Below are 24,720 nucleotides of genomic sequence, written 5' to 3' on the forward strand. Positions count from 1 at the left end.
GCGGCCTATATGCGCGACATGGCACAAGCACCTCTGTTACAACTCTCTGGAATCGGCCTTGGCTTTGGCGGCAATCCGCTGCTGGAGGGGCTGGATCTGACCGTTCAACCCGGCGACCGCGTGGCGCTTGTGGGGCGCAACGGGTCGGGCAAATCGACGCTGATGAAGATCATGGCGGGGCTTGTGGAACCCGACACCGGCACGCGCACGCTGCCGCCGGGCATAACCGTGGGCTATATGGAGCAAGACCGCGATTTCGCGGGCTTTGCCACGCTTGGGGACTATGCCATGCAGTTGCTGGACCCGTCCGAGCAGTGGCGCGTGGACATCGCCGCCGAGGGGCTGCATTTCGACCCAAGCCTCGACCCGGCCCGCGCCTCTGGCGGCGAGCGTCGCCGCGCGGCGCTGGCGCGGCTTCTGGCCGAAGCGCCGGAACTCATGCTCTTGGACGAGCCGACCAACCATCTGGACATCGCCGCCATCCAATGGCTGGAAGAGCGCCTGCGCGACACCCGCGCGGCCTTTGTCCTCATCAGCCACGACCGCGCCTTTCTGCGCGCGCTGACCCGCGCCACGCTTTGGGTGGACCGGGGCCAGGTGCGCCGCCGCGAAGCGGGGTTCGAGGGGTTCGAGGACTGGCGCGACAAGGTTTGGGCCGAAGAGGATGACGCCCGCCACAAGCTGAACCGCAAGATCAAGGCCGAAGCGCGCTGGGCGGTCGAGGGGATTTCCGCGCGCCGCAAGCGCAACCAGGGCCGGGTGCGGGCGCTGGCTGCGCTGCGCGCCGAACGCGCAAGCCAGATCAAGCGGCAGGGCACGGCGGCGATGGCCTTTGACAGCGCCGCCCCCTCGGGCAAGCTGGTGGCGGAACTGGACCATGTGTCCAAATCCTATGGCGACCGGACCATCCTGCGCGATTTCTCGCTGCGGGTGATGCGCGGGGAATGCGTGGCCATGATCGGCCCCAACGGCGTGGGCAAGACCACGCTTCTGCGCCTGATGACCGGGCAGGAGCAGGCCGACCAAGGCACGATCCGGCTGGGCACCAATCTGCAAACGGCGGTGTTCGACCAGACCCGCGCGCAGCTCGACCCGAATGCGTCGCTGTGGGAGAACCTGACGGGCGATCCGCTGATGGCGGTGTCGGGGCAGGCCGATCAGGTCATGGTGCGCGGCACGCCCCGGCATGTGGTGGGGTATCTGAAGGAATTCCTCTTCGACGAATCGCAGGCCCGCGCGCCGGTGCGGTCCTTGTCCGGCGGCGAGAAGGCGCGGCTTTTGCTCGCGCGGATCATGGCGCAACCGGCGAACCTGCTGGTGCTGGACGAACCCACGAACGATCTGGACGTGGAAACGCTGGACCTGCTGCAAGACCTGCTGGGCAGCTTCGACGGCACGGTGCTGCTGGTCAGCCATGACCGCGATTTCATCGACCGGCTGGCGACGACCACGCTGGTGTTCGAAGGGCAGGGCCGCGTGACCGCCTATGCGGGCGGTTGGTCGGATTATCTGGCGCAACGGGGCGAGGGGGCGGCGCCTGCGGCCAAGCCCGCGAAAGCGGCGGCCCCAGAGAAACCTGAAGGGACGCCCGCCGAGAAGCCCGCCGCGAAACCGGCGGCGAAGGCGAAAGGGTTGTCCTTTACCGAGGCGCACCGGCTGGAGAAGCTGCCAGCAGAGATCGCCCGGCTGGAGGCCGAGATCGGCAAGCTGGAGGAGCTGTTGTCAGATGCCGAGCTTTTCACCCGCGAGCCGGTGAAATTCCGCAAAGCGACCGAGGCGCTGACCCAACGCCAAGAGGCGCTGGCGGCGGCGGAAGAGGAGTGGCTGGACTTGGCGGAGAGGGCGGAGGCGGGGTAGCCCCCCATGAGATCATTTAAGCAAAGAAAATGCCCCTTTATTTGCAGCTGCTACTAACCTGCGACTGAGATCGCGGCGCTTGGCACGCTCTTTTGGAAAAACAGCAAGGGAATGAGAGGGGTTATCTTCTGTTTTATCCACATTTATGGGAATGCCCAAGCTCTGAAAAACACTTCGTGAAATCGTCCAAACCCCAGTGGAGCTTCTTCCTAGCTTAAGAGTTCTGTGTTGATAGCTCTTTTTAGCTGACCACACGCGCTCGCAGTCCAAACTCAATTGATATTCTTCCTCACTTGTGGGCGAAAACGCTTGTGGTCCAACAGTAAGACCATCCATGTGTTGAGGGTGAACATTTCGGTGAAGTCCAAATTCGGTCATTTGGAAGGCATCCATCGTCTTAAAAATAATTCAACGTTTTCTATTTGTCTGAGTAGAACGGAAGATATTCCGTTGAAGGATTTCTCCCTGAATTTATCAGATTCAAGATCGCTTACCCCAAGCAAAAACACGTCATCCCCAACCAACAGGGAAGCCGCAAGGGAACCAGTTGTCCACTCGAAGTCGACTTCGCCAGAGTCTTCGATGAACACAGAAACTTCGGGATATTTAAGAGACAGGAATTGTGCGATGTCCAAAGAGCGCATTACGGTTTTATGTGAGGGTCGCTTTCCCTTTCCATCAAGCCAACCTTCTTGGATTTCTGAAATTCCTTTAATGCGCGCTTGAAGTTCTTGACCTTTTGGAGTGATAGTTGCGCTCGATAGCGCATTGTTTCTGATAGTCCTTCGGATCGTTGACGAGTTGTCAACTTCCGCAAAAATATCGAAATAAACTACTGATCCCATGTGATATTTTGGATCGCTTCTTAGTATTGCCCAGTCAATCTCATAATTGAAGGCGCCGAAAGAGCTTGTGATGCGCACGCTAGATGGGTTTTCAGAGATCCCAGAAACGAAGCCATGCCCACGTAAAGCCTTATTCTCTCTGCGAAGGGACGCATCAATTATTTTTTGAATACTCTTTTCTGAAATCCTAAAGGATTTTTCTCCACTAGCTGATGACTTTGGAAAAACATCGATATATTCACCAGGTTTTATGGTCCGTGAAATAGTTTTTAGACTCGCAAGTGAACTCTCAGGGAGTGGTGAGATATGAGTATTTTGGTTTGCAGCTACGAGTGCCGCTGAAAGTTTCTCTTGAGCTTCCGCAAAAACATAATCAAAGGAGGTATTACCAAAAAGATCGGGGTCTACCGGCTTCCGCGGTAACGAGACTACTTTACTCTTGGTAGTAATTACACCGCGTAGTCCAAGTTCAAAAAGCCTATTAAAGTTTTTTGGCAGATTCTGTTTATCGGGATTTTCTTCCTTCCATATTTCTTTAGCAATCTTCAAGAGAAGATCTTGGTATTTGTGGACAGCAGGAAGGGCATCGACTGGAATGAATTCCAAATCGAATCTTGCACCTTTAAAGCACATCTTAACAAAGTCTTGTGTATCTTCTCCCATTGCGTTTTCCACCGTAAATCATTCTTATCAAATTTGTTCACCCATCCATCTTCAACGCGCTTATAAACGCCTGCTGCGGAATCTCCACCTTCCCGAACTGGCGCATCTTCTTCTTACCCGCTTTCTGCTTCTCCAGCAGCTTTTTCTTGCGGGTCACGTCGCCGCCGTAGCATTTCGCCGTCACGTCCTTGCGCAGCGCCGCCAGCGTTTCGCGGGCAATCACCTTGCCGCCAATCGCCGCCTGGATCGGGATTTTGAACATGTGGCGGGGGATCAGCTCTTTCAGCTTTTCGCACATCGCGCGGCCGCGCATCTCTGCCCGGTCGCGGTGGACCATCATCGACAGCGCATCGACCGGTTCGTCATTCACAAGGATCTGCATCTTCACCAGCTTGTCCTCTCGGTAGCCGGTGATTTCATAATCGAAAGACGCATAGCCCTTGGTGATGGATTTCAGACGGTCGTAGAAATCGAACACCACCTCGTTCAGCGGCAGGTCATAGACGACCATCGCGCGGCTGCCCGCATAGGTCAGTTCCATCTGGATACCGCGGCGGTCCTGACACAGTTTCAGCACATCGCCCAAGTAATCATCGGGCACAAGGATCGTGGCCTTGATGCGCGGCTCTTCCACATGGTCGACATAGGTCAGGTCGGGCAGGTCGGCGGGGTTGTGCAGTTCGATCACCTCGCCATCCTTCATATGCACATGGTAGACGACCGAGGGCGCGGTGGTGATCAGGTCGATGCCGTATTCGCGCTCCAGCCGGTCGCGGACGACTTCGAGGTGCAAGAGTCCGAGGAACCCGCAGCGGAACCCGAAGCCAAGCGCGGCGGAGCTTTCCATCTCGTAGGTAAAGGACGCGTCGTTCAGCGCCAGTTTCTCGATCGCGCTGCGCAGGTCTTCGAATTCGGCGGAATCGACCGGGAACAGGCCACAGAACACCACGGGCACAGAGGGTTTGAACCCCGGCAGCGCCTTGGCGCAGGGTTTCTTGTCATGCGTGATGGTGTCGCCCACCTTGGTGTCGCGGACCTGCTTGATCGAGGCGGTGAAAACCCCGATCTCGCCCGGTCCAAGTTCGGCCACATCGACCATGGCGGGTTTCAGCACCGCCAGCTTGTCGATGCCGTATTTCGCGCCCGTCTGCATCATGCGGATGTTGTCGCCCTTGCGGATGACGCCGTCCATGACGCGGATCAGCACGACGACGCCCAGGTAAGCGTCATACCAGCTATCCACCAGCATCGCCTTCAGCGGCGCGTCGCGGTCGCCCTTGGGGGCGGGCAGGCGTTTGACGATGGCTTCCAGCACGTCGGGAATGCCAAGTCCGGATTTGGCGGAAATCAGGACCGAGTCGGAGGCGTCCAGCCCGATCACATCCTCGATCTGTTCCTTGACCCGGTCGGGTTCGGCGGCGGGCAGGTCGATCTTGTTCAGGACCGGCACGATTTCATGGTCGGCCTCTATCGCGGTATAGACATTGGCCAGCGTCTGCGCTTCCACCCCTTGGGACGCGTCCACCACCAGCAGCGACCCTTCGACCGCTTGCATGGAGCGCGAGACTTCATAGGCGAAGTCCACATGCCCCGGCGTGTCGATCAGGTTCAGGACGTAATGCTCCCCATCCTGCGCGACATAGTCGATGCGCACGGTATTGGCCTTGATCGTGATGCCGCGCTCGCGCTCGATATCCATCGCGTCGAGCATCTGCTCTTTCATGTCACGGTCGGCAACCGTGCCGGTGGACTGGATAAGCCGGTCCGCCAGGGTGGATTTTCCGTGGTCGATATGCGCCACGATCGAGAAGTTCCGGATATGGGAAAGCTGTGTCATGTTCGCTGATATGTCGCGCTTTGCGGCCCCGGTCAATATGGCTTCGCGGGGTTGGGTTACGTGGTGGCGTGGCGGCGGGAATAGCCATTGTAGCTTGGCGAATACCAGCCATCTAACGTGCCCGCGCGCGGGGCGAAGACCGTCACCTCCAGCGGGTGGCATGTCGCGGTGTCAGAGCTGTGTTCCGCCCCGCAATCGCCGCCGGGGCAGGCCGATAGCACGCCCATCAGGTCGATCTCGGCAAAGAACTCTATATGGTCGCCTGCCCGCGCTGGCGTCGCCTTCATGAAATACTGCCCGGTGTCGCGGGTAAAGCCCGTGCACATGAAGACATTCATCACGTCATGGACATGCGGCTCTGCCTCTGCCAGCGGCAGGCCGGTTTCCTCGGCCAAAGCGCGGGTCAGGTTGGAATGGCAGGTGTGGTGATATTCCGCCCCGTGCAGCAGGTGGTTCGTATAGGGGTCGCAGCGTGTGCCGATCACGTCATGCACCCGCCCGCCATATTCGTCCACGCCATACCATGCCAGCGTATCATGGGTGATCGTGGCCATGGGGCGCAGATAGGGCAGGCAGGACCATAGCCGGTCGCCCGTGCTGACATGGCTGCCATGCAGCGCGCGGGTTTTGCCGGAAAAGAACCGCTCTGACAGGTTGCGCGCGGCAAACAGGTTCAGATCGCCCACTTGCGGGCCATCGGGGCAACTGATGCGACAGAAACTGCCCGCGCCCACATGAAAGGCGCGCGCCTCGCGTGGGGGGATGGTCACACGGGCAACAGGCTGCGCGCTGTCCCGCGCCTTTGCATAGAGGGCGAGGTCAGGCCGGGGCAGGGTGTCGTTCGGGTAGCAAATAACCGGGGCCACCGCGCGGCGGGTGTCGGCGTCTTGGGGCGGTTTGGTCATTTCTGCGCTCCGGCAAGGCAGTGTTTCGGGCTGCGCCCACGCGGTAGGGCCAGTTCAGCCCCGCAGGCCGCACAAACATGCAGCACGCGCCCATCCGCCAAGGCGCGCCGATCCTCGCGCCAGCGGCACCCGCGCCGCTGCCATGGGCGCAGGATCAGGATCGCGGCAAAAACGATGACAAGGCCGAGGATCAGAAACATATGCTGAAACTGGCGCGACTGACGCGGAATTTCAAGCCAAGCGCGGGCGGCTTTACTGTCGCGCCGCCCAAGACAACGAGGCGCGGTTGCGGGTATAGAACTCGCCCAACATGCCGACCACGATCACGCACAGGCTGAAGATGACCGGGTAATAGGCCCATGTATGCATGGGGTTGTAGTTGATGAAGGCAAAGCCGCGCGCCTGGTCGATGGCGTGAAACAGCGGGTTCCACAGGAAATACGGCAGCACGCTGGAGGGCAGGGTGTTGGCAAGGAAAAACTTGCCCGACGCCACCATGTTCATGCGCGAAATCAGCGTTGTCATCAGCTTTGCGACCGACGGGAACCAGGGGCGAATGGCATACATCACGATCCCGATAGCCAGACCCGACAGCCAGACCGACAACAGCATGGCGAAAGCGCCGAAGGGGCGGTCGATGACAACGGGTGTCCAGATCGTGTGATACAGAAACAGGATCACCGCGACCGACAGGGTCTGGATGTAAAGCTCTGCAAGCGCCGCGCCGCCGATGGCGACGATGGGGTTCATGGGGCGGTGCTTCATCATGGCCGAATTCGGCCCGTCTGCCGTGGCCACCGCCGAAAGCGTCTTGATATGCGCCATGAACAGCACGACCCCGCTCATCAGGTAGATCAGCGTGTCGCCACGGATCGCAGCCCCGCGCGCACCGGCAAAGACGAAGATCAGCAGGAACACACCGACCAGCAGCATGGTCTGGGCAATGTTCAGCAACAGCCCGATAATCGCATTGCCGTGGCTTTTGCGGACGTTTCGGACAGCCTGCGTGAAAATCAGCTCCAGCGTGTGCCAAAGCCGCCATGCGAAGGATTGCGATGAGGTGGGGCTGAACATGAAGCCGCTTTCCGATTGTCGCCTGTAGTCGCGGTAACTATACACGCAATCTAGACGAAAACGGGGCAATCGACAATCTTGCCCATAATTTCAGGAGCTTTCATGCTGGATCCCATCGCCCGCGTCGCCCTTTTCCGCCGTCTGGCCCTGCAAGCCGGGGATGCGATTATGGGGGTCTATGACAGCGCCGATATGGGTGTGGAAAGCAAGGATGACGACAGCCCCGTCACCCGCGCCGACCGCTTGGCCGATGACATCATCAGCGCGGGCCTGCGGGCCGAATGCCCCGACATCACCCTTGTGACAGAGGAGCAGGCCGCAACCCATGCCGAGAGTGCGGCGACCTTCCTGATCGTGGACCCGCTGGATGGCACCAAGGAATTCATCAAGCGGCGCGGCGATTTCACCGTCAATATTGCGCTGGTGCAAGATGGCGTGCCGGTGGCGGGCATTGTCTATGCCCCCGCCAAGGGGCGCATGTTCTACACCGATGCCGATGGCGCCAGCTTGGAAGAGATCGGCCCCTTCGACCCCGCGCGTGCGGGCGAGACGCGCAAGCTGCATCTTAGCACCCCCGATGCGGAGAAGCTGATCGTGGTGGCGTCCAAATCCCACCGCGATGCCGCGACGGATGACTATATCAACCGCTATGGCGTGGGTGACATGCGCAGCGCGGGGTCTTCGCTGAAATTCTGCCTTGTCGCAGCGGGCGAGGCCGATTTCTACCCCCGGCTTGGCCGCACCATGGAATGGGACACGGCGGCGGGCGATGCGGTCTTGCGCGGCGCGGGTGGCGAGGTGCTGCGCTTCGACGATCACACCCCCTTGCGCTATGGCAAGCCGGGCTACGAGAATCCCTTCTTCATTGCCCGCAACCCTGCCGTGTCCTTGGTTCAACCGGAATAAGGCGGCGGGCGTTAACGAATTCGTTAACTTTTCCCTTTCTGCCCCGATTCTGACCGTAAAGCTGCCGCATTCCAACGGCTTTCTGGCGCCATGTTAACTTGGCATCCAGAATGGAGCATGGAATGAATCGCAAGGTCACGAAAGCCGTCTTTCCCGTCGCAGGCATGGGCACCCGCTTCCTGCCCGCAACCAAGTCGGTCCCGAAAGAGATCATGACGCTGGTCGACCGCCCGCTGATCCAATACGCGATCGACGAGGCACGCGCGGCGGGCATCACCGAGTTCATCTTCGTGACCTCGCGCGGCAAGGGCGCACTGGAGGATTATTTCGACCGCGCGCCGGAACTGGAAGCGTCGCTAAAAGCCAAGGGCAAGACCGCGCTTCTGGAAACGCTGGAAGCTACCAACATGGATAGCGGCGCGATTGCCTATGTCCGCCAGCATCAGGCGCTGGGCCTTGGCCACGCGGTGTGGTGCGCGCGTCACCTGATCGGGAATGAGCCCTTCGCGGTCCTGCTGCCCGATGACGTGATCGCGGCAGAAAAGCCCTGTCTGCAACAGATGGTTGAAGCCTATCAGGAAACCGGCGGCAACATGATCGCGGCGATGGAAGTCGCGCCGCATATGGCATCGAGCTATGGCATCATGGACGTGCCGCCCGCGATTGGCCGCACCCTGCCGATGCACGGCATGGTCGAAAAGCCCGCGCCGGGCACGCAGCCCTCGAACCTGGCCGCCATCGGTCGCTACATCCTGTCGCCCGACGTGATGAAGCACCTGGGCGAGATCAAGCCGGGCGCAGGTGGCGAAATCCAGCTCACCGACGCTATCGCCCGCGAGATTGCCGAGAAGCGCAATGTCTTCGGCTACCGCTTCGACGGTCAGCGCTTCGACTGCGGGTCCAAGGCCGGTTTCCTGCAAGCGACCGTGGCCTTCGGTCTGGCCCGCGAAGAGCTGCATGACGAGCTGGATGAATTCCTTGTTGACCTGATGGCGCAGCGTCAGGCGGCTGAATAAGCTCAAGATGCAACCCACAAGATGAAGGGCGCCAGCTAGGCGCCCTTTTTCGGTTTGGCGCTTACGGCTTGCGCTTTGGGTGGCTTCGCGCTTCTGTGGGTCAGGCTTGGCAAAGGGCGCGCATGTATTCCGAACTGCCCCCATCTCGGGACCGTTGGTATCGCTTCCGCATGGATTGGAAGCGCCGCCGCCTGCGAGCCCGCGCCATCGCAAAGGCGCGCGAGTTGCGCTGTCTGAAGCGCGGGCGCTGGGGCAGGGGGGCGGTGCTTTTGTTTTGCACCATCCGCAACGAGGCCGACCGCATCGACTGGTTCCTGAAGCATTACCGCGCTTTGGGGGTCGATCATTTCTGTTTTGTGGACAATGGCAGCGATGACGGCACATTAGACACGCTTTTAGCCCAGCCCGATGCCTCTGTCTGGGCGACCAAAGCCAGCTACCGCGCCTCGCGCTTCGGGCTGGACTGGCTGAACTGGCTGATGCTGGCCCATGCGCGCGGGCATTGGTGCGTGGTGGCCGATGCCGACGAGTTGCTGATCTATCCGCATTGGCAGACCCGCTCCTTGCGCGCCCTGACCGACTGGCTGGATGCCGAAGGCCAGCCCATCCTGCCCGCGATGATGCTGGAGCTTTACCCAAAGGGCCGGCTCGACCAAGCGCCGCTAGCGCGCGGGCAAGACCCGCTTTCGGTGCTGGAATGGTTCGACCCCGGCAATTACACGATCACACGCAAACCGCTGCTGGATTGCCTGCTGATCCAAGGCGGCCCGCGCGCCCGCGCGTTTTTCGCCGACCAGCCCAACCGCGCGCCCACGCTGACAAAGCTGCCCTTGGTGAAATGGAGCTTTCATAACGCATGGGTCAACTCGACCCATTCCATCCTGCCGCGTGACCTGAACGCGGTCTATGCGCGCGGCGCGGGCGAGCAGATTTCGGGCGCGCTTCTGCACACCAAGTTCATGCCCCAGATCGTCGAACGTGCGCCGGTCGAAAAAGCCCGCGCCCAGCATTTCGGCAATGCGCCCGTCTTCGATGCCTATTACGATGCCGTGGCCCAAGCGCCGGACCTGTGGTGCGCGCAGTCCGCGCGTTTCACCGGGTGGGAGCAACTGGAGGAGTTGGGCCTCATATCGCGCGGTGGCTGGGCCTGATTGCATTTGTTTACGCAACAATAACCCATCCGGGGCAAGATTGTTGCAATTGTCCCATCGGTCGGGCATGACTGGATCAAGGTCGCCACAGTCGGCCGGCCAAGGGTTGCGAGTGGGCGTTCATGGGGCTGAAAACACAGTTGAAATTGCGCGCCCGGCGGCAAGTGAAACTGATGCGTGCCCTGCGCAAAAGCCTGGAATTGCGCGCGCGCGTCAACCGCACTGACCGTATCCGCCCGGACGATATTCTGTGCTTTACAACGCTGCGTAATGAATATGTGCGCCTGCCCTATTTCCTCGATTACTACCGCAACATGGGCATCGGACATTTCCTGATGGTCGATAACGGCTCGGATGACGGGACGACCGAATATCTGGAAGCGCAGCGCGATGTCTCGCTCTGGACCACGCAAGGCAGCTACAAGGCCGCGTCCTTCGGGGTGGATTGGCTGAACCACCTGCAATGGCGCTATGGGCACGGGCATTGGATATTGGTCGCCGATGTGGATGAATTCCTGCTCTACCCCTATGCCGACACGCGCCCCATCCAGGCGCTGACCGACTGGCTGGAAAGCCAGGGGCGCAAATCCTTCTCGGCCATGCTTTTGGACATGTATCCGAAAGGGCCGATCGCCGCGCAGCCTTACCGCGAGGGGCAAAACCCCTTCGAGATCGCGCGCTGGTTCGATGCCGCGAATTACTCGATCAAGCGCAACCCGCTGATGGGCAATCTGTGGATACAGGGCGGCGTTCGGCAACGCCTGTTCATGGCCGACAGCCCCGAACAGGCGCCCGCGCTGAACAAGGTGCCGCTGGTGCATTGGTCGCGCAAATACGCCTATGTCAGTTCCAGCCACATGGCGTTGCCGCGCGGGTTGAACCGGGTCTATGACGACACCGGCGGCGAGCAGGCCTCTGGCGTGTTGCTGCACGCGAAATTCCTCGACACGATCATGGCCAAGGCGGGCGAGGAATTGACCCGTGGCGAGCATTACGCTGACAGCCGTGAATACCGCGCCTATGACCTGACGCTGCGCGAGGGTCAAAACCTGTGGTGCGAACACTCGACAGAGTTCATAAACTGGCGGCAGTTGGAAATTCTGGGCCTGATGTCGAAAGGGGATTGGGCATGAGCGCGGCCTCTCCCACGCTTGGTGTTGTCATGCTGGCGCATACCGCGCTGGACCGCGCGGGGCAGGTCGCGCGCTTTTGGCTGGATGCGGGCTGCGCGGTGGCGCTGCATATCGACAGCGCGGTGCCGCAGGCGAAACTGGCCGCCTTGCAGGCCCAGATTGGCGACCACCCGCTGTTGCGCATGGTGCCGCGCCATCGCTGCGACTGGGGGTCTTGGGACATTGTCGCGGCCAGCCAATCGGCGGCGGAACTGTTGCTGCGCGATTTTGGCAGTATCGGGCATGTCCTGCTGACTTCCGGGTCGTGCCTGCCGCTGCGCCCGGCCCATGCCTTGGTGGACTACCTGCGTGCCAATGAGGGCACCGATTTCATCGAATCCGTGGCCGTCGATCATGCCGACTGGATCACGGGCGGGCTGTCGCGCGAGCGTTTCACGCTCTATTTTCCGTTTTCATGGCGCAAGCGGCGCTGGCTGTTCGACCGAACCGTCGATCTGCAACGCCGCTTCGGGATAGAGCGCGAAATCCCCCGCCCGCTAGAGCCGCATATGGGGTCGCAATGGTGGTGCCTGTCGCGCGACACGCTGGATGCAATCCTGACGCACCCCAAGCGCAAACGCTACGAGCGGTATTTCAAGGGCTGCTGGATTCCCGATGAAAGCTATTTCCAGACCCTTGCGCGGCTGCATGGGCGGCGCATTGAAAGCCATTCGCTGACGCTGGTGAAATTCGACCGCAACGGGCGGCCCAACCTGTTCTACGACGACCATCTGCAACTCTTGCGCCGGTCTGACCGCTTTCTGGCGCGCAAGATCTGGCCGCAGGCCGACAAGCTTTACAGCTTTTTCCTGTCCGACCAGCAAGCCAGACTGGCCCCGGTCACGCCCGAACCCGCCAAAATCGACCGCTATTTCGAATTGGCCGAACACCAGCGCACCGAAGGGCGCGCGGGCCTTTACATGCAATCGCGTTTTCCCAGCGACGACAGCGGCCAAGCGCCCACGGCGGGGCCGTATTCGGTTTTCTCCGGGTTTGACCAATTGTTTCGGGGCTTCGACTATTGGTTGGGACAGGTCACGGGCACGCGCGCGCATGGCCATCTGTACGCGCCAGAGCGCGTGGGGTTCCATGGCGGCGCGCAGGTCTGGCATGGTGCGATTTCCGACAGCGCGCGCCTGCGCGACTACAACCCGCGCATGTTCCTGACGAACCTGCTTTGGGCCACGCGGGGCGAACGGCAATGCTTTTCGATCACCGCGCGCGACCATGTGCCGACGGACCTGTTGTGGTTCATGGCCAAGGACCGTAACGCGCAGATCTCGCTGATTAGTGGGTGTTTCCTGCTGCCGCTGTTTCGTGGCGATTACCGCCCCGATGACCTGCTGGCCCATGTCGCCTGGCTGCAAAAGCGCGAACAGCACATGCTCTCAGTGCTGCAATCGCGCTGGGTGCAGGCCGATATCCGTATCTGGAGCCTCGCGGAATTCCTCGACGCGCCAGAGCGCAACCTGTCCGAGGTCGTGTCGAAAATCGCCCCCGAATCCTCGATTGCCAATTACGGCCTGCCCGAGATGCAATCGCTCGACGGGCTGGAGGACTTCTTGCGCGAGCTGCGCAACAAAGGCTTGCCCCCGGTCCTGTTGCGTGATTTCGACGGGCGCGCAGGTGCGAGATAGAGGCGCGAGATGACGCAGACAGGTCCATTCGATTATTTCGTCGTGCTTGCGGAAATGCGCACCGGCTCGAACCTGATCGAAGCCAACCTGAACGAATTCGACGGCATCACCTGCGAGGGCGAGGTGTTCAACCCCGCCTTCATCTCGCACCAGGGCAAGGAAGAGCTTTACGGCGTCACGCTGGCCGAACGCGACCGCAACCCGATGGCGCTTCTCTGGGCCATTCGCGGCCAGCCCGGCCTGACCGGGTTTCGCTTTTTCCACGACCATGACGCGCGCGTGCTGCCCACCTTCATGCAAGACCCGCGCTGCGCCAAGATCATCCTGACGCGCAACCCGCTGGACAGCTATGTGTCGCTGAAGATCGCGCAGGCCACGCAGCAATGGAAGCTGGGCGATGTGAAAACCAGGCGCTCGGCGCAGGTGGCCTTTGACCCGGTCGAGTTCGAGGACCATGTCACCCGCCTGCAAAGCTTTCAGGCGCGAATCCTGAACATGCTGCAAACCAGCGGGCAAACGGCATTCTACATCGCCTATGAAGATGCCAATGACGTGGCTGTTCTGAACGGCATGGCCGCGTGGCTGGGCATTGACGCCCGGATAGAAGCCCCCTCGCGCAAGCTGAAGCGCCAGAACCCCGAACCGCTGGAGCAGAAGCTGACCAACCCGGACGCGGTGCGCGAGGGGCTGGCGCGGCTGGACCGCTTCAACCTGTGGCGCACGCCGAATTTCGAGCCAAGGCGCGGGCCGATGCTATGGGGCTTGCGCGCTTGCGCGACCCAGCCGCTTGCCTACCTGCCCATGCCCGGCGCGCCCGATTTGGGCGTGCTGGACTGGCTGGGGCAGGTGGATGGCGCGGGTGCCCAAGGCTTGCTGGGTGATTTCACCACGCAAGGCTGGCGCGACTGGCAGCGCGCGCATCCGCGCCGCGCGGTCTTTACCGCGCTGCACCATCCGCTTGCCCGCGCGCATGAGGTCTATCTGCGGCAGGTCGTGCACGGCCAACGCGCCAATGTGCGCGCCTTCCTTGCCCGCGTGCATGGGGTGCATCTGCCCGAGAAAGACGCGATGGAAAGCTATGACATGGCGTTGCACCGCGCGGGCTTTCTGGCGTTCCTGCGGTTTGCCGCCGCCAATCTGAACGGGCAGACGGCGATGACCGTCATGCCGGCCTGGGCCAGCCAGACCCGCCTGATCGAAGGGTTGGCGGGCCAAGCGCCCTTGCACCACCTGTTGCGCGCGGAACGGCTGGCGCAAGACCTGCCGGGGATTGGCCGCGCGCTGGGGCTGGATTTGCCGGAATTCAACCCGGTATCGGAACCGCGCCGCTTCACGCTGGGGGCGATCTACGACGCAGAGATCGAAGCCGCAGGGCGCGCGGCCTATGGGCTGGATTACGACGCGCTGGGCTTCGAGGATTGGCAGCCCTGACGCTTTTTTGCGCATGACAGCAGGGGGCTTTGCCCCCGCCCGGCCCCGTGCCGGGGCCGGACTCCCCCAGGATATTTTTGCAAGGATGAAGGGGCAGGGGTCAGAGGCGGGACAGCCGCTCTGTCAGAAGGGCGAAGAACCCGTCGGCATCGACATCGCCGATGAAGGTTGCATTGGGCGCGCGGCCAGAGACGCGCCACCAGTCGGCCACCGTCATGCCAAGGGTCAGCTCCGAGGTGGTTTCGATCTCGACATTGATATGGCGGCCTGAGAAGAGGTCCGGCGCGACCAGGTAGGCGATCGTGCAGGGGTCGTGCAGTGGCGCGCCGGCGGAGCCGTATTTTTCCTTGTCGAAACGCTCGAAGAAATCGGTCCAACTGGCGACGGCGGGGCCGACGCGGCCCGGAAGCGCGCGAAACGCCGCAACGCGCGGGGCCGTCACCAGCGCTTTATGGGTGACATCGAGCGGCATGACCACCAGATCGACCCCCGCGCCGAAGACGATCTTGGCGGCTTCGGGGTCGACATAGATGTTGAATTCGGCGGCGGGCGTGATGTTGCCCACCTCGAAATACGCCCCGCCCATGAGCACGATCTGCCCGATGCGCGGGATGATGTCGGGCGCGCGTTCCATTGCCGTGGCGATATTCGTCAGCGGCCCGATAGGCACCAGCGTGACCGTGCCCGCGGGTTCGCGGCGCAGCGTGTCGATCAGGAAATCGACCGCATGGCCCTTGGCCAAGGGCATGGCGGGGGCGGGCAGGTCGACACCGTCGAGGCCGGTCTTGCCGTGGACATGTTCGGCGGTGACGAGCTTGCGCTCCATCGGCGCGTCGCATCCGGCATAGACGGGCAGATCGGCCCGCCTCGCCAATTCGCAGACCTTGCGCGCGTTCACATGCGTGAGCGCCAGCGGCACGTTGCCCGCGACGCAGGTAATGCCCAGCACCTCCAGTTCGGGAGAGGCGAGCGCGAGCAGAATCGCCACCGCATCGTCCTGTCCGGGGTCGGTATCTATGATGATCTTGCGTGCCAAATCAGCCTCCATCCAGTTGCGCGTAGGGTGCGCCGCGCCCTGCCGGGGTGCAAGCCCCGTTTTTTCCCGCGCAGGGCCGGAAAACAGGTGTTCCGCGCCGGGCATCGTGGCAGATTGCCAAGGGTGTTGCCGATTGGAGTGGCCATGTTGCGTTTCCTTCTTCCCCTGTCCCTGTTTGTCACGCCTGTGCTGGCGCAAGACATGTCTTTTCAAATCGGGCCGACCGAGGATTGCTTGGCGCAAAGCGGGCATGGGGCTGACAAACACGTTTGTATCGGACGGGCAGCGGCTGCGTGCATGGAGCAGGCTAGCGGGGCCAGTGACGACGAAATGTCCTTCTGTCTTCTGCAAGAGTTTGGCTGGTGGGACCAACAAATCAACGACGTCACGATGGACTTGAGGCGGGCGATGGGACAGCCAAACGACGAGTTGCCCGCAGATTTGGCCAATCAGGCCAGCACCGCGCGCGACCTGTATGAGCTTTGGGTATTCTACCGCAAAGCACGATGCGATCATGAGGCATCCTTTGGGCAAGTGGGTGCGGGAGCAGGCCCGGATTATCTGCAATGCCTGCTGCAAGAGACGGCGGAACAGGCGCTTTACCTTGGTGCGCTCTACTCTGGCGAGGGGTGATGCCTGCCATGGTGTCGCTGCTGCTTGTGCAGCAAAAACCTTTTGCGCGCGCGGCAAGTCATTCAAATTGTTGAATGTTAGCTGTATGCAAAGGTATTCAATCCTGCGTTTTTCCGGCGGGATCGGGCCTAGTTCGGTTGACCAGCCCCGGTTTGCAGAGTAGATGACACAAAGCCAGTGACAGCCATTCCAAGGCTGCTAAAGTTCGGTGCAGCAAGTTCTGCCTGCGAAAGGAGCCAAAGGTGCAAGACCTCCTCGCGTCCTACCTGCCGATCGTGATCTTCTTGGCCATTGCCGTGGCGCTGGGGCTTGTGCTTCTGCTGTCGGCCATCGTGATCGCGGTGCGCAACCCAGACCCGGAAAAAGTGTCGGCCTATGAATGCGGCTTCAACGCCTTCGACGATGCGCGCATGAAATTCGACGTGCGGTTTTACCTTGTGTCGATCCTGTTCATCATTTTCGACCTTGAGATCGCGTTCCTGTTCCCATGGGCAGTAGCCTTTGGGGATATGTCGATGACGGCGTTCTGGTCGATGATGGTGTTCCTTGCGGTGCTGACCGTGGGCTTTGCCTATGAATGGAAGAAAGGGGCACTGGAATGGGAGTGATGACCGGGGCCAACACGGCAGGTGCCGACCGCGAGGTCGCCACGCAATCGCTGAACCGCGAATTGCAGGACAAGGGCTTCCTGCTGACCTCGACCGAGGACATCATCAACTGGGCGCGCAATGGCAGCTTGCACTGGATGACCTTCGGGCTTGCCTGCTGCGCGGTCGAGATGATGCACACGTCCATGCCGCGCTACGATCTGGAACGCTTCGGGACCGCGCCGCGCGCCAGCCCGCGCCAGTCGGACCTGATGATCGTGGCGGGCACGCTGACCAACAAGATGGCGCCCGCCTTGCGCAAGGTCTACGACCAGATGCCAGAGCCGCGCTACGTGATTTCGATGGGAAGCTGCGCCAATGGCGGCGGCTATTACCATTACAGCTATTCCGTGGTGCGGGGCTGCGACCGCGTGGTTCCGGTGGATATCTATGTCCCCGGCTGCCCGCCCACCGCAGAGGCGCTGCTCTATGGCATCCTGCAACTGCAACGCAAGATTCGCCGGACCGGCACGCTGGTTCGCTAAGGGGGTGCCATGACAGCCGCTTTGCAAGAAATCGCCGCCCTGATCGACGCGCGCATGTCCGATGCGGTGGTGGGTCACGACATCGCCTTCGGCGAGTTGACCGTCACCACCACACTGGCGCATCTGCCGGTTCTCGTGCGCTGGCTGCAAACGGATGAAGCGATGCGCTTCTCCACGCTGGTGGACATCACGGCGGTGGATTACCCCGGTCGCGCGGATCGGTTCGAGGTCGTTTATCATTTCCTGTCGATGTATCGGAACCACCGCATCCGGGTAAAGCTGATGGCGGGCGAGGATGACATCGTGCCGTCCATCACCGGCATTCACCCCTCGGCCAACTGGTTCGAGCGGGAAGTATTCGACATGTTCGGCATCCTGTTCTCGGGCCATCCGGATTTGCGCCGCATCCTGACCGATTACGGCTTCCGCGGGCACCCTTTGCGCAAGGATTTCCCGACCACCGGCTACACCGAAGTCCGCTATGACGAGACGTTGAAGCGCGTGGTTTATGAGCCGGTGTCGCTGGTGCAGGAATACCGCCAGTTTGATTTCATGTCGCCATGGGAAGGGGCGGAATACGTCCTGCCGGGTGACGAGAAGACGGAGGCTGCGAAATGATGGATGGCTCCTACACGCCGGACACGCTGACGCAAGAGCAGCGCATCCGCAATTTCAACATCAACTTCGGCCCGCAACACCCTGCCGCGCATGGTGTTTTGCGGCTGGTGCTAGAGTTGGACGGCGAGATCGTCGAACGTTGCGATCCGCATATCGGCCTGCTGCATCGTGGCACCGAGAAGCTGATGGAAAGCCGCACCTATCTGCAAAACCTGCCCTATTTCGACCGTCTCGATTACGTCGCGCCGATGAACCAGGAACATGCCTGGTGCTTGGCGATTGAAAAGCTGACGGGCGTGGAAGTGCCGCGTCGCGCGTCGCTTATCCGGGTGCTTTATTCCGAAATCGGGCGCGTGCTGAACCACCTGCTGAACGTGACCACGCAGGCCATGGATGTGGGTGCGCTGACGCCGCCGCTTTGGGGCTTCGAAGAGCGCGAGAAGCTGATGATCTTCTACGAGCGCGCTTGCGGTGCGCGCCTGCACGCGGCCTATTTCCGCCCCGGCGGTGTGCATCAAGACCTGCCGCCCGCGCTGATCGACGATATCGAGGAATGGGCGCACGCCTTTCCCAAGGTGCTGGACGACATCGACACGCTGCTGACGGAAAACCGCATCTTCAAGGTGCGCAACGCCGATATCGGCATCATCACGGAGCAGGAAATCCTCGACTGGGGCTATTCCGGCGTCATGGTGCGCGGCTCTGGGCTGGCATGGGATCTGCGCCGCGCGCAACCCTATGAATGCTATGACGAATTCGACTTCAAGATCCCGGTCGGCAAGAATGGCGATTGCTATGATCGCTACCTGTGCCGGATGCAGGAGATGCGCGAATCGACCTCGATCATCCTGCAAGCCATTGAAAAGCTTCGCGCGCCCGAAGGGCAGGGCGATGTGCTGGCACGCGGCAAGATCACCCCGCCGTCGCGGGCGGATATGAAAACCTCGATGGAAAGCCTTATCCACCATTTCAAGCTTTACACCGAGGGGTTCCACGTGCCCGCGGGCGAGGTCTATGCCGCCGTGGAAGCGCCGAAGGGCGAGTTTGGCGTCTATCTGGTGGCCGATGGCACCAACAAGCCCTACCGCGCGAAATTGCGCGCGCCTGGCTACCTGCACCTGCAAAGCATGGACCATGTGGCCAAGGGCCACCAACTGGCCGACGTGGCCGCCATTATCGGCACCATGGATGTCGTGTTCGGAGAGATTGACCGCTAATGCTACGCCGCCTTCACCCGGAACAGCCCGACAGCTTCGCCTTCACCCCCGCCAACCAGGCATGGGCGGAGGCGCAGATCGCCAAATACCCGGCAGGCCGTCAGGCCAGCGCCATCATCCCGCTTCTGTGGCGCGCGCAGGAACAGCATGGCTGGCTGACCCGCGCGGCGATCGAGCATGTCGCGGGCATGTTGGACATGGCCTATATCCGGGCGCTGGAAGTGGCGACATTCTACTTCATGTTCCAGCTGCAACCCGTTGGGTCTGTTGCACATTTCCAGATTTGCGGCACCACGCCCTGCATGCTGTGCGGGTCCGAGGAACTGGTGAAGGTCTGCAAGGAAAAAATCGCCAAGCAGCCGCATAAACTGTCCGCCGATGGCAAGTTTTCCTGGGAAGAGGTCGAATGCCTTGGCGCGTGCTCGAACGCGCCCATGGCCCAGATCGGCAAGGATTACTACGAGGATCTGGACGCCGAAAGCTTTGCCAAATTGATCGACGATATGGCGGCGGGCAAGGTGCCGACCCCCGGCTCGCAAAAAGGGCGGTTTGCATCCGAACCCTTGGGCGGGGCGACGACGCTCAAGGACTATACCGGGCAGACGCAGAACGGCTCTGTCGCCTTGGCCACCAGAATCGGCGACACGCTCAAGCGCATTGACGGCACCGAAGTGCCGCTGGTCGCCCCGTGGCGCGACCACCCGCGCGCCGATGGGCAGCCGATGGGCGGCGAAGTGGCCGAGATGACCAAGCCCGCCAACCCGAAAGCCGCGCCCAAGGCCAAGGGCGACAGCGCCAGCTTGCGCGCCAAGGAAGAGGTCGGCAACCCTGCGCCCAAGGCGAAGGTCGTGGAACCGGCCCCAGAGGTTGCCGAAGAAAAGCCCGAAATGCTGACGGAAGCGCGTGGCACGCCGGATGATCTGAAAAAGATCAAGGGTGTCGGGCCGAAACTGGAGGGCGTGCTGAACGAGTTGGGCGTCTGGCATTTCTGGCAGATCGCCAGCTGGACAGAGGCCGAGATCGCCTGGGTTGATACGCGGCTGAAGTTCAAGGGCCGGATCAAGCGCGACGACTGGATCGCGCAGGCCAAGATACTTGCCGAAGGCGGCGAGACCGAATTTTCGAAACGCTCCTGAGACCGGGGCAAGGGATGATGGGCATGACCAAACCCAGCGAACAGGACATGGCGCTCGCCCGGCAGGCTCGGCTTGCCGGTGCGGTGATGGCCGTGGCGATTGTTCTTTGGGTCGGGTTGCAATTCGTGGGCGGCCGGCTTGGCTGGCAGGCGCGCTACGCCTTTCTGGTCGATTTCGCCGCCCTTGCCGCCTTCGCCTGGGGCTTGATCGTGACTTTTCGCATCTGGCGGCTGAAGGGCCGCTGAGCGCGCAGACAGGGATACGCATATGCTGGACGACAAGGACCGCATTTTCACGAACCTCTACGGGATGCATGACCGCTCGCTGAAAGGTGCAATGGCACGCGGGCATTGGGACGGCACCAAGAAGATCCTTGAAAAAGGCCGCGACTGGATCATCGACGAGATGAAGCAATCGGGCCTGCGCGGGCGCGGGGGGGCCGGGTTCCCCACGGGTCTGAAATGGTCCTTCATGCCCAAGGAAAGCGACGGTCGCCCCGCCTATCTGGTGGTCAATGCCGACGAATCCGAGCCGGGCACCTGCAAGGACCGCGAGATCATGCGCCACGATCCGCATACGCTGATCGAAGGCTGCCTGATCGCGTCTTTCGCGATGAACGCCCATGCTTGCTACATCTATATTCGCGGCGAATATATCCGCGAGAAAGAGGCGCTGCAAAACGCCATTGATGAGGCCTATGAGGCGGGTCTCGTCGGCCCGAATGCTTGCAAATCGGGCTGGGATTTCGACATCTATCTGCATCATGGTGCGGGCGCCTATATCTGTGGTGAGGAAACGGCGCTTCTGGAAAGCCTTGAGGGCAAGAAGGGGATGCCGCGCATGAAGCCGCCATTCCCGGCGGGCGCGGGGCTTTACGGCTGCCCGACCACGGTGAACAATGTCGAATCCATCGCCGTGGTGCCCACCATCCTGCGCCGTGGCGGCGCGTGGTTCGCAGGCTTTGGCCGCCCCAACAACGCGGGCACCAAGATTTTCGCCATCTCGGGCCATGTGAACAAGCCTTGCGTGGTAGAAGAGGCGATGTCGATCAGCTTTGAAGAACTGATCGAGACCCATTGCGGCGGCATTCGCGGCGGTTGGGACAATCTGCTTGCGGTCATCCCCGGCGGGTCGTCCGTGCCTTGTGTGCGTGGCGAGAACATGCGCGACGCGATCATGGATTTCGACTATCTGCAAAAAGACCTTCGCTCGGGCCTTGGCACGGCGGCGGTGATCGTGATGGACAAATCCACCGACATCGTGGCCGCGATCTGGCGTCTGGCCAAGTTCTACAAGCATGAAAGCTGCGGCCAGTGCACGCCCTGCCGCGAGGGCACGGGCTGGATGATGCGCGTGATGGAGCGCCTTGTGCGCGGAGAGGCGGACCCTGCCGAAATCGACATGCTTTGGGACGTGTCCAAGCAGGTCGAAGGGCACACGATTTGTGCGTTGGGCGATGCGGCGGCATGGCCGATCCAGGGTTTGATCCGCAATTTCCGCGACGAGATCGAGGACCGCATCCGCGCCAACAAGGCCGGACGGGTCGCGGCGGAGTAAGCGCATGGCACGCAAAACGGTCTTGGCAGGGATTGCGCTCGCCGCCTCGGTTGCAACGGGGGGGGCTGCGCAATCCATGACGCAGGCAGAGGTGAACGCCCTGCTGCGCGGCACGCCAGAGATCTATAACGGGTTGTTCACGGCGGCGCTTATCAAGCACATCGCCGATAGCTGCGAGGACAGCATCGAGCCGCCGGGCCGCGTGGCGCGCGTGACCTATTTCCTTGGCCTTTACAACAAGGCCCGCGCGCTTGGCCCCAGCCGCCAGCAGATCGAAGCCTTTGTCGAGGACAAGGCCGAACAGGAACGGATGCGCCAGCTTGTCTATACCTATCTGCGCGACGCCGATGTGGACCCGATGAACGAACAGGCCGTCTGCGCCTATGCAAGCAACGAAATCGCCCAAGGCACCGCCCTTGGCAGCCGGTTGCGGGAGAAGTGAGTTATGTCTGACCTTCGCAAGATCATCATCGACGGGCGGGAAGTCGAAGTTCCCGGCAGCATGACGCTGATCCAGGCCTGCGAGATGGTGGGGATCGAGATTCCGCGATTCTGCTATCACGAACGCCTGTCGATTGCCGGCAATTGCCGCATGTGCCTGGTCGAAGTGCAGCCCGGACCGCCCAAGCCTGCCGCAAGCTGCGCCATGCAGGTGAAGGACATGCGCCCCTTCCCCGATGGTAGCCCGCCGCAGGTCAAGACGAACACGCCCATGGTCAAGAAGGCCCGCGAGGGGGTGATGGAGTTCTTGCTCATCAACCACCCGTTGGATTGCCCGATCTGCGATCAGGGCGGCGAGTGCGACCTGCAAGATCAGGCCATGGCCTATGGCGTCGATTTCTCGCGCTTCCGCGAACCCAAGCGCGCGACAGAGGATTTGCAGCTTGGCCCGCTGGTCGAGACGCATATGACGCGCTGCATTTCCTGCACCCGCTGCGTTCGCTTCACGACCGAAGTTGCGGGCGTTCAGGTCATGGGCCAGACGGGCCGGGGCGAGGATGCAGAGATCACGACTTACTTGGGCGCTTTGATCGAATCCGAGATGGTCGGCAATATCGTGGACCTGTGCCCGGTGGGCGCGCTGGTCTCGAAACCCTATGCGTTTACCGCCCGTCCGTGGGAGCTGACCAAGACCGAAACCATCGACGTGATGGATGCTTTGGGGTCCAACATCCGCGTGGATACCAAGGGCCGAGAGGTCATGCGCATCCTGCCGCGCAACCATGATGGCATCAACGAAGAATGGCTGGCCGACCGCTCGCGCTATGTCTGGGACGGGCTGAAGCGCCAGCGTCTGGACCGCCCCTATATCCGCGAAAACGGCAAGCTGCGCCCGGCCACATGGCCCGAAGCGCTCGCAGCCGCTGCGACCGCGATGAAGGGCAAGAAAGTCACCGGTCTGGTGGGCGATCTGGCCCCGGTCGAGGCGGCGTTTGCGCTGAAGCAGCTGGTCGAGGGTTTGGGCGGCACCACCGAATGCCGGGTCGATGGCGCGAAACTGCCAGCAGGCAATCGCTCTGCCTATGTTGGCACCGCGACCATTGAAGATATTGACCATGCTCAGAAAATCCTGCTGATCGGCACCAACCCACGAGTTGAGGCACCGGTGCTGAACTCGCGCATCCGCAAGGCGTGGCTGCACGGGGCCGATGTGGTGCAGGTGGGCGAGGCGGCGGACCTGACCTATGACTATGAGCATATGGGCAGCGACCGCGCGGCGCTGGCACATGTGCTAAGCCTCGATATGTCCGATCTGGCCGACAAGGACTGTGTCGTCATCGTCGGCCAAGGCGCTTTGCGCGACGGCGACGGGGCGGCGGTTCTGGCCACCGCGCAGGCGATTGCCGAGAAGTCGGGCGCGAAATTCATGGTGCTGCACACCGCCGCCGCCCGCGTAGGCGCGATGGATGTCGGTTGCGTCACCGAGGGCGGCTTGCCCGCCGCGACCGAAGGGGCAGAGGTGATCTATAACCTTGGTGCCGATGAGGTCGACATCGCGCCCGGTGCTTTCGTGATCTACCAAGGCAGCCACGGCGACCGGGGCGCGCACCGCGCCGACATCATCCTGCCGGGCGCGGCCTATACCGAAGAAAACGGCCTGTTCGTGAACACCGAAGGCCGCCCGCAACTGGCGCTGCGCGCGGGTTTTGCACCGGGTGAGGCGAAAGAGAACTGGGCGATCCTGCGGGCGCTCTCGGCCGAGTTGGGCGCACCGCTTCCCTTCGACAGCCTGGGCGCGCTGCGCAACCAGTTGACCGAAGCCGTGCCGCATTTGGCTGAAATCGACGAGGTGCCGGAAAACGACTGGCAAGCCCTGCCGCAAGGCCAGTTGGCACAAGCGCCGTTCAAACCCGCGATTGCCGATCACTACCTGACCAACCCGATCACGCGCGCCTCCAGCCTGATGGCGGAATTGTCGGCCATGGCGAAAGCGCGCGCCAACACTGCCATGGCGGCGGAGTAAGCGATGAGTGCAAGCCGCCTGCCAGCCAAAGCCCTGACCCTCGCCGCGCTTTGTGGTGGGCTGATGGGTTGTGTGGCAGGGGCAGGGGCACCGCGCGCCACGCTGGAGCCGCCCGCGCGCACGCAATATCTGGGGGTCGACACGCGCCTGCTGGAGGGCGATCTGGTCAGCTTTGTTGTGCAGGTCGCGGGCGAGGGCAGACAGATGGCGGCAATCGCTTATACCCGCTGCGCGGCCGCGCAATATGCGCTGATCCGGGGCTACAGCTTCGCGCGCCATGTGCGCACCAGCTCGGGCCAGAAGGGCGGCATCTGGGAAGCGGACGGGGTCTACACCATCTCGCCCGATCTGCCACGGGGCACACGAACGATAGATGCGGAAGTGGTCGTGGATGACTGCAAAGCGCAAGACATCCCAACCGTTTGAGGAATAG

25 protein-coding genes are annotated in these 24,720 nt (G+C 61.7%); 18 read left to right on the plus strand and 7 right to left on the minus strand.

Features of this window, described 5'->3' with window-relative positions:
- Positions 1–18 precede the first annotated feature (18 nt).
- Entirely contained in the window at positions 19–1,857 is a 1,839-nt protein-coding gene (locus J1C52_RS10660) for an ABC-F family ATP-binding cassette domain-containing protein (RefSeq protein WP_227427922.1), read from the plus strand.
- Positions 1,858–1,869: 12 nt separating this feature from the next.
- Here the strand turns inward: J1C52_RS10660 and J1C52_RS10665 are convergent, their stop codons facing one another.
- The 6 genes from J1C52_RS10665 to J1C52_RS10690 are packed head-to-tail and all read right to left on the minus strand — an operon-like array spanning position 1,870 to position 7,181.
- Positions 1,870–2,235 carry a hypothetical protein gene (locus tag J1C52_RS10665; RefSeq protein ID WP_227427923.1) on the minus strand — a complete coding sequence of 122 codons (366 nt, stop codon included), beginning with the start codon at positions 2,233–2,235 and terminating at the stop codon, positions 1,870–1,872.
- Positions 2,232–3,365 carry a hypothetical protein gene (locus J1C52_RS10670; protein ID WP_227427924.1) on the minus strand — a complete coding sequence of 378 codons (1,134 nt, stop codon included), beginning with the start codon at positions 3,363–3,365 and terminating at the stop codon, positions 2,232–2,234. The genes J1C52_RS10665 and J1C52_RS10670 overlap by 4 nt, the downstream gene beginning before the upstream one ends.
- 37 nt (positions 3,366–3,402) lie before the next feature.
- Positions 3,403–5,202, minus strand: a complete 1,800-nt coding sequence (gene lepA, locus J1C52_RS10675) for a translation elongation factor 4 (protein WP_227427925.1) — start codon at positions 5,200–5,202, stop codon at positions 3,403–3,405.
- A gap of 56 nt (positions 5,203–5,258) precedes the next feature.
- A complete protein-coding gene (locus J1C52_RS10680; RefSeq protein ID WP_227427926.1) occupies positions 5,259–6,107 on the minus strand; it encodes an urea carboxylase-associated family protein in 849 nt (282 codons plus the stop codon).
- A complete protein-coding gene (locus J1C52_RS10685; RefSeq protein WP_227427927.1) occupies positions 6,104–6,307 on the minus strand; it encodes a hypothetical protein in 204 nt (67 codons plus the stop codon). The genes J1C52_RS10680 and J1C52_RS10685 overlap by 4 nt, the downstream gene beginning before the upstream one ends.
- A gap of 52 nt (positions 6,308–6,359) precedes the next feature.
- Entirely contained in the window at positions 6,360–7,181 is an 822-nt protein-coding gene (locus J1C52_RS10690) for an ABC transporter permease (protein WP_227427928.1), read from the minus strand.
- Between the two features lie 102 nt (positions 7,182–7,283).
- Here J1C52_RS10690 and cysQ point away from each other — a divergent pair, with 102 nt between their 5' ends.
- The 6 genes from cysQ to J1C52_RS10720 all read left to right on the plus strand — a co-directional run bounded on the left by cysQ (position 7,284) and on the right by J1C52_RS10720 (position 14,494).
- Entirely contained in the window at positions 7,284–8,087 is an 804-nt protein-coding gene (gene cysQ / locus J1C52_RS10695) for a 3'(2'),5'-bisphosphate nucleotidase CysQ (RefSeq protein ID WP_227427929.1), read from the plus strand.
- A 122-nt stretch (positions 8,088–8,209) separates the two neighbouring features.
- Positions 8,210–9,103 carry a UTP--glucose-1-phosphate uridylyltransferase gene (locus J1C52_RS10700; RefSeq protein WP_227427930.1) on the plus strand — a complete coding sequence of 298 codons (894 nt, stop codon included), beginning with the start codon at positions 8,210–8,212 and terminating at the stop codon, positions 9,101–9,103.
- Between the two features lie 122 nt (positions 9,104–9,225).
- Positions 9,226–10,254 (plus strand): glycosyltransferase family 2 protein, encoded by a 1,029-nt coding sequence (locus J1C52_RS10705; RefSeq protein ID WP_227427931.1) that lies wholly within the window; start codon positions 9,226–9,228, stop codon positions 10,252–10,254.
- Between the two features lie 146 nt (positions 10,255–10,400).
- Positions 10,401–11,387 (plus strand): glycosyltransferase family 2 protein, encoded by a 987-nt coding sequence (locus tag J1C52_RS10710; protein ID WP_227427968.1) that lies wholly within the window; start codon positions 10,401–10,403, stop codon positions 11,385–11,387.
- On the plus strand, positions 11,384–13,063 hold the full coding sequence (locus tag J1C52_RS10715; protein WP_227427932.1) for a beta-1,6-N-acetylglucosaminyltransferase: 1,680 nt from the start codon (positions 11,384–11,386) through the stop codon (positions 13,061–13,063). The genes J1C52_RS10710 and J1C52_RS10715 overlap by 4 nt, the downstream gene beginning before the upstream one ends.
- A gap of 9 nt (positions 13,064–13,072) precedes the next feature.
- Positions 13,073–14,494, plus strand: a complete 1,422-nt coding sequence (locus J1C52_RS10720) for a nodulation protein NodH (protein ID WP_227427933.1) — start codon at positions 13,073–13,075, stop codon at positions 14,492–14,494.
- Between the two features lie 100 nt (positions 14,495–14,594).
- Here J1C52_RS10720 and J1C52_RS10725 read toward each other — a convergent pair whose 3' ends face one another.
- On the minus strand, positions 14,595–15,542 hold the full coding sequence (locus tag J1C52_RS10725) for a nucleoside hydrolase (protein WP_370633259.1): 948 nt from the start codon (positions 15,540–15,542) through the stop codon (positions 14,595–14,597).
- Positions 15,543–15,674: 132 nt separating this feature from the next.
- On the opposite strand from J1C52_RS10725, the gene J1C52_RS10730 reads away from it, so the two are divergent.
- The 11 genes from J1C52_RS10730 to J1C52_RS10780 all read left to right on the plus strand — a co-directional run bounded on the left by J1C52_RS10730 (position 15,675) and on the right by J1C52_RS10780 (position 24,713).
- Complete coding sequence (locus tag J1C52_RS10730; protein WP_227427935.1) at positions 15,675–16,163, plus strand: lysozyme inhibitor LprI family protein; 489 nt, start codon at positions 15,675–15,677, stop codon at positions 16,161–16,163.
- Positions 16,164–16,405: 242 nt separating this feature from the next.
- The gene (locus J1C52_RS10735; RefSeq protein ID WP_227427936.1) at positions 16,406–16,771 is read left to right on the plus strand and encodes an NADH-quinone oxidoreductase subunit A; all 366 of its coding nucleotides are present in this window, start codon (positions 16,406–16,408) and stop codon (positions 16,769–16,771) included.
- A complete protein-coding gene (locus J1C52_RS10740; protein ID WP_176699388.1) occupies positions 16,762–17,295 on the plus strand; it encodes a NuoB/complex I 20 kDa subunit family protein in 534 nt (177 codons plus the stop codon). The genes J1C52_RS10735 and J1C52_RS10740 overlap by 10 nt, the downstream gene beginning before the upstream one ends.
- Positions 17,296–17,304: 9 nt before the next feature.
- Complete coding sequence (locus J1C52_RS10745; RefSeq protein WP_227427937.1) at positions 17,305–17,913, plus strand: NADH-quinone oxidoreductase subunit C; 609 nt, start codon at positions 17,305–17,307, stop codon at positions 17,911–17,913.
- Positions 17,910–19,130, plus strand: a complete 1,221-nt coding sequence (locus tag J1C52_RS10750) for an NADH-quinone oxidoreductase subunit D (RefSeq protein ID WP_370633260.1) — start codon at positions 17,910–17,912, stop codon at positions 19,128–19,130. The genes J1C52_RS10745 and J1C52_RS10750 overlap by 4 nt, the downstream gene beginning before the upstream one ends.
- A complete protein-coding gene (locus tag J1C52_RS10755; RefSeq protein WP_227427938.1) occupies positions 19,130–20,266 on the plus strand; it encodes an NADH-quinone oxidoreductase subunit E in 1,137 nt (378 codons plus the stop codon). The genes J1C52_RS10750 and J1C52_RS10755 overlap by 1 nt, the downstream gene beginning before the upstream one ends.
- A 23-nt stretch (positions 20,267–20,289) precedes the next feature.
- The gene (locus J1C52_RS10760; RefSeq protein WP_227427939.1) at positions 20,290–20,511 is read left to right on the plus strand and encodes a DUF5337 domain-containing protein; all 222 of its coding nucleotides are present in this window, start codon (positions 20,290–20,292) and stop codon (positions 20,509–20,511) included.
- A gap of 22 nt (positions 20,512–20,533) precedes the next feature.
- Positions 20,534–21,823: an NADH-quinone oxidoreductase subunit NuoF gene (gene nuoF, locus J1C52_RS10765; protein WP_227427940.1), complete on the plus strand. Its 1,290-nt coding sequence runs from the start codon at positions 20,534–20,536 to the stop codon at positions 21,821–21,823.
- Positions 21,824–21,827: 4 nt separating this feature from the next.
- Positions 21,828–22,265 carry a DUF5333 family protein gene (locus J1C52_RS10770; RefSeq protein ID WP_227427941.1) on the plus strand — a complete coding sequence of 146 codons (438 nt, stop codon included), beginning with the start codon at positions 21,828–21,830 and terminating at the stop codon, positions 22,263–22,265.
- A 3-nt stretch (positions 22,266–22,268) separates the two neighbouring features.
- A complete protein-coding gene (gene nuoG, locus J1C52_RS10775; protein WP_227427942.1) occupies positions 22,269–24,287 on the plus strand; it encodes an NADH-quinone oxidoreductase subunit NuoG in 2,019 nt (672 codons plus the stop codon).
- Between the two features lie 3 nt (positions 24,288–24,290).
- Complete coding sequence (locus J1C52_RS10780; RefSeq protein WP_227427943.1) at positions 24,291–24,713, plus strand: hypothetical protein; 423 nt, start codon at positions 24,291–24,293, stop codon at positions 24,711–24,713.
- Positions 24,714–24,720 lie beyond the last annotated feature (7 nt).

The organism is Roseibaca sp. Y0-43 (assembly GCF_020667835.1).
GTDB lineage: Bacteria > Pseudomonadota > Alphaproteobacteria > Rhodobacterales > Rhodobacteraceae > Roseinatronobacter.

What these genes read in the sequence shown, in the direction of transcription:
- J1C52_RS10660 (WP_227427922.1), top strand. Translation starts at nt 19, where the DNA reads ATGGCACAAGCACCTCTGTTACAACTCTCTGGAATCGGCCTTGGCTTT.
- J1C52_RS10665 (WP_227427923.1), bottom strand. Translation starts at nt 2,235, where the DNA reads ATGACCGAATTTGGACTTCACCGAAATGTTCACCCTCAACACATGGAT.
- J1C52_RS10670 (WP_227427924.1), bottom strand. Translation starts at nt 3,365, where the DNA reads ATGGGAGAAGATACACAAGACTTTGTTAAGATGTGCTTTAAAGGTGCA.
- lepA (WP_227427925.1), bottom strand. Translation starts at nt 5,202, where the DNA reads ATGACACAGCTTTCCCATATCCGGAACTTCTCGATCGTGGCGCATATC.
- J1C52_RS10680 (WP_227427926.1), bottom strand. Translation starts at nt 6,107, where the DNA reads ATGACCAAACCGCCCCAAGACGCCGACACCCGCCGCGCGGTGGCCCCG.
- J1C52_RS10685 (WP_227427927.1), bottom strand. Translation starts at nt 6,307, where the DNA reads ATGTTTCTGATCCTCGGCCTTGTCATCGTTTTTGCCGCGATCCTGATC.
- J1C52_RS10690 (WP_227427928.1), bottom strand. Translation starts at nt 7,181, where the DNA reads ATGTTCAGCCCCACCTCATCGCAATCCTTCGCATGGCGGCTTTGGCAC.
- cysQ (WP_227427929.1), top strand. Translation starts at nt 7,284, where the DNA reads ATGCTGGATCCCATCGCCCGCGTCGCCCTTTTCCGCCGTCTGGCCCTG.
- J1C52_RS10700 (WP_227427930.1), top strand. Translation starts at nt 8,210, where the DNA reads ATGAATCGCAAGGTCACGAAAGCCGTCTTTCCCGTCGCAGGCATGGGC.
- J1C52_RS10705 (WP_227427931.1), top strand. Translation starts at nt 9,226, where the DNA reads ATGTATTCCGAACTGCCCCCATCTCGGGACCGTTGGTATCGCTTCCGC.
- J1C52_RS10715 (WP_227427932.1), top strand. Translation starts at nt 11,384, where the DNA reads ATGAGCGCGGCCTCTCCCACGCTTGGTGTTGTCATGCTGGCGCATACC.
- J1C52_RS10720 (WP_227427933.1), top strand. Translation starts at nt 13,073, where the DNA reads ATGACGCAGACAGGTCCATTCGATTATTTCGTCGTGCTTGCGGAAATG.
- J1C52_RS10725 (WP_370633259.1), bottom strand. Translation starts at nt 15,542, where the DNA reads ATGGAGGCTGATTTGGCACGCAAGATCATCATAGATACCGACCCCGGA.
- J1C52_RS10730 (WP_227427935.1), top strand. Translation starts at nt 15,675, where the DNA reads ATGTTGCGTTTCCTTCTTCCCCTGTCCCTGTTTGTCACGCCTGTGCTG.
- J1C52_RS10740 (WP_176699388.1), top strand. Translation starts at nt 16,762, where the DNA reads ATGGGAGTGATGACCGGGGCCAACACGGCAGGTGCCGACCGCGAGGTC.
- J1C52_RS10745 (WP_227427937.1), top strand. Translation starts at nt 17,305, where the DNA reads ATGACAGCCGCTTTGCAAGAAATCGCCGCCCTGATCGACGCGCGCATG.
- J1C52_RS10750 (WP_370633260.1), top strand. Translation starts at nt 17,910, where the DNA reads ATGATGGATGGCTCCTACACGCCGGACACGCTGACGCAAGAGCAGCGC.
- J1C52_RS10755 (WP_227427938.1), top strand. Translation starts at nt 19,130, where the DNA reads ATGCTACGCCGCCTTCACCCGGAACAGCCCGACAGCTTCGCCTTCACC.
- J1C52_RS10760 (WP_227427939.1), top strand. Translation starts at nt 20,290, where the DNA reads ATGACCAAACCCAGCGAACAGGACATGGCGCTCGCCCGGCAGGCTCGG.
- nuoF (WP_227427940.1), top strand. Translation starts at nt 20,534, where the DNA reads ATGCTGGACGACAAGGACCGCATTTTCACGAACCTCTACGGGATGCAT.
- J1C52_RS10770 (WP_227427941.1), top strand. Translation starts at nt 21,828, where the DNA reads ATGGCACGCAAAACGGTCTTGGCAGGGATTGCGCTCGCCGCCTCGGTT.
- nuoG (WP_227427942.1), top strand. Translation starts at nt 22,269, where the DNA reads ATGTCTGACCTTCGCAAGATCATCATCGACGGGCGGGAAGTCGAAGTT.
- J1C52_RS10780 (WP_227427943.1), top strand. Translation starts at nt 24,291, where the DNA reads ATGAGTGCAAGCCGCCTGCCAGCCAAAGCCCTGACCCTCGCCGCGCTT.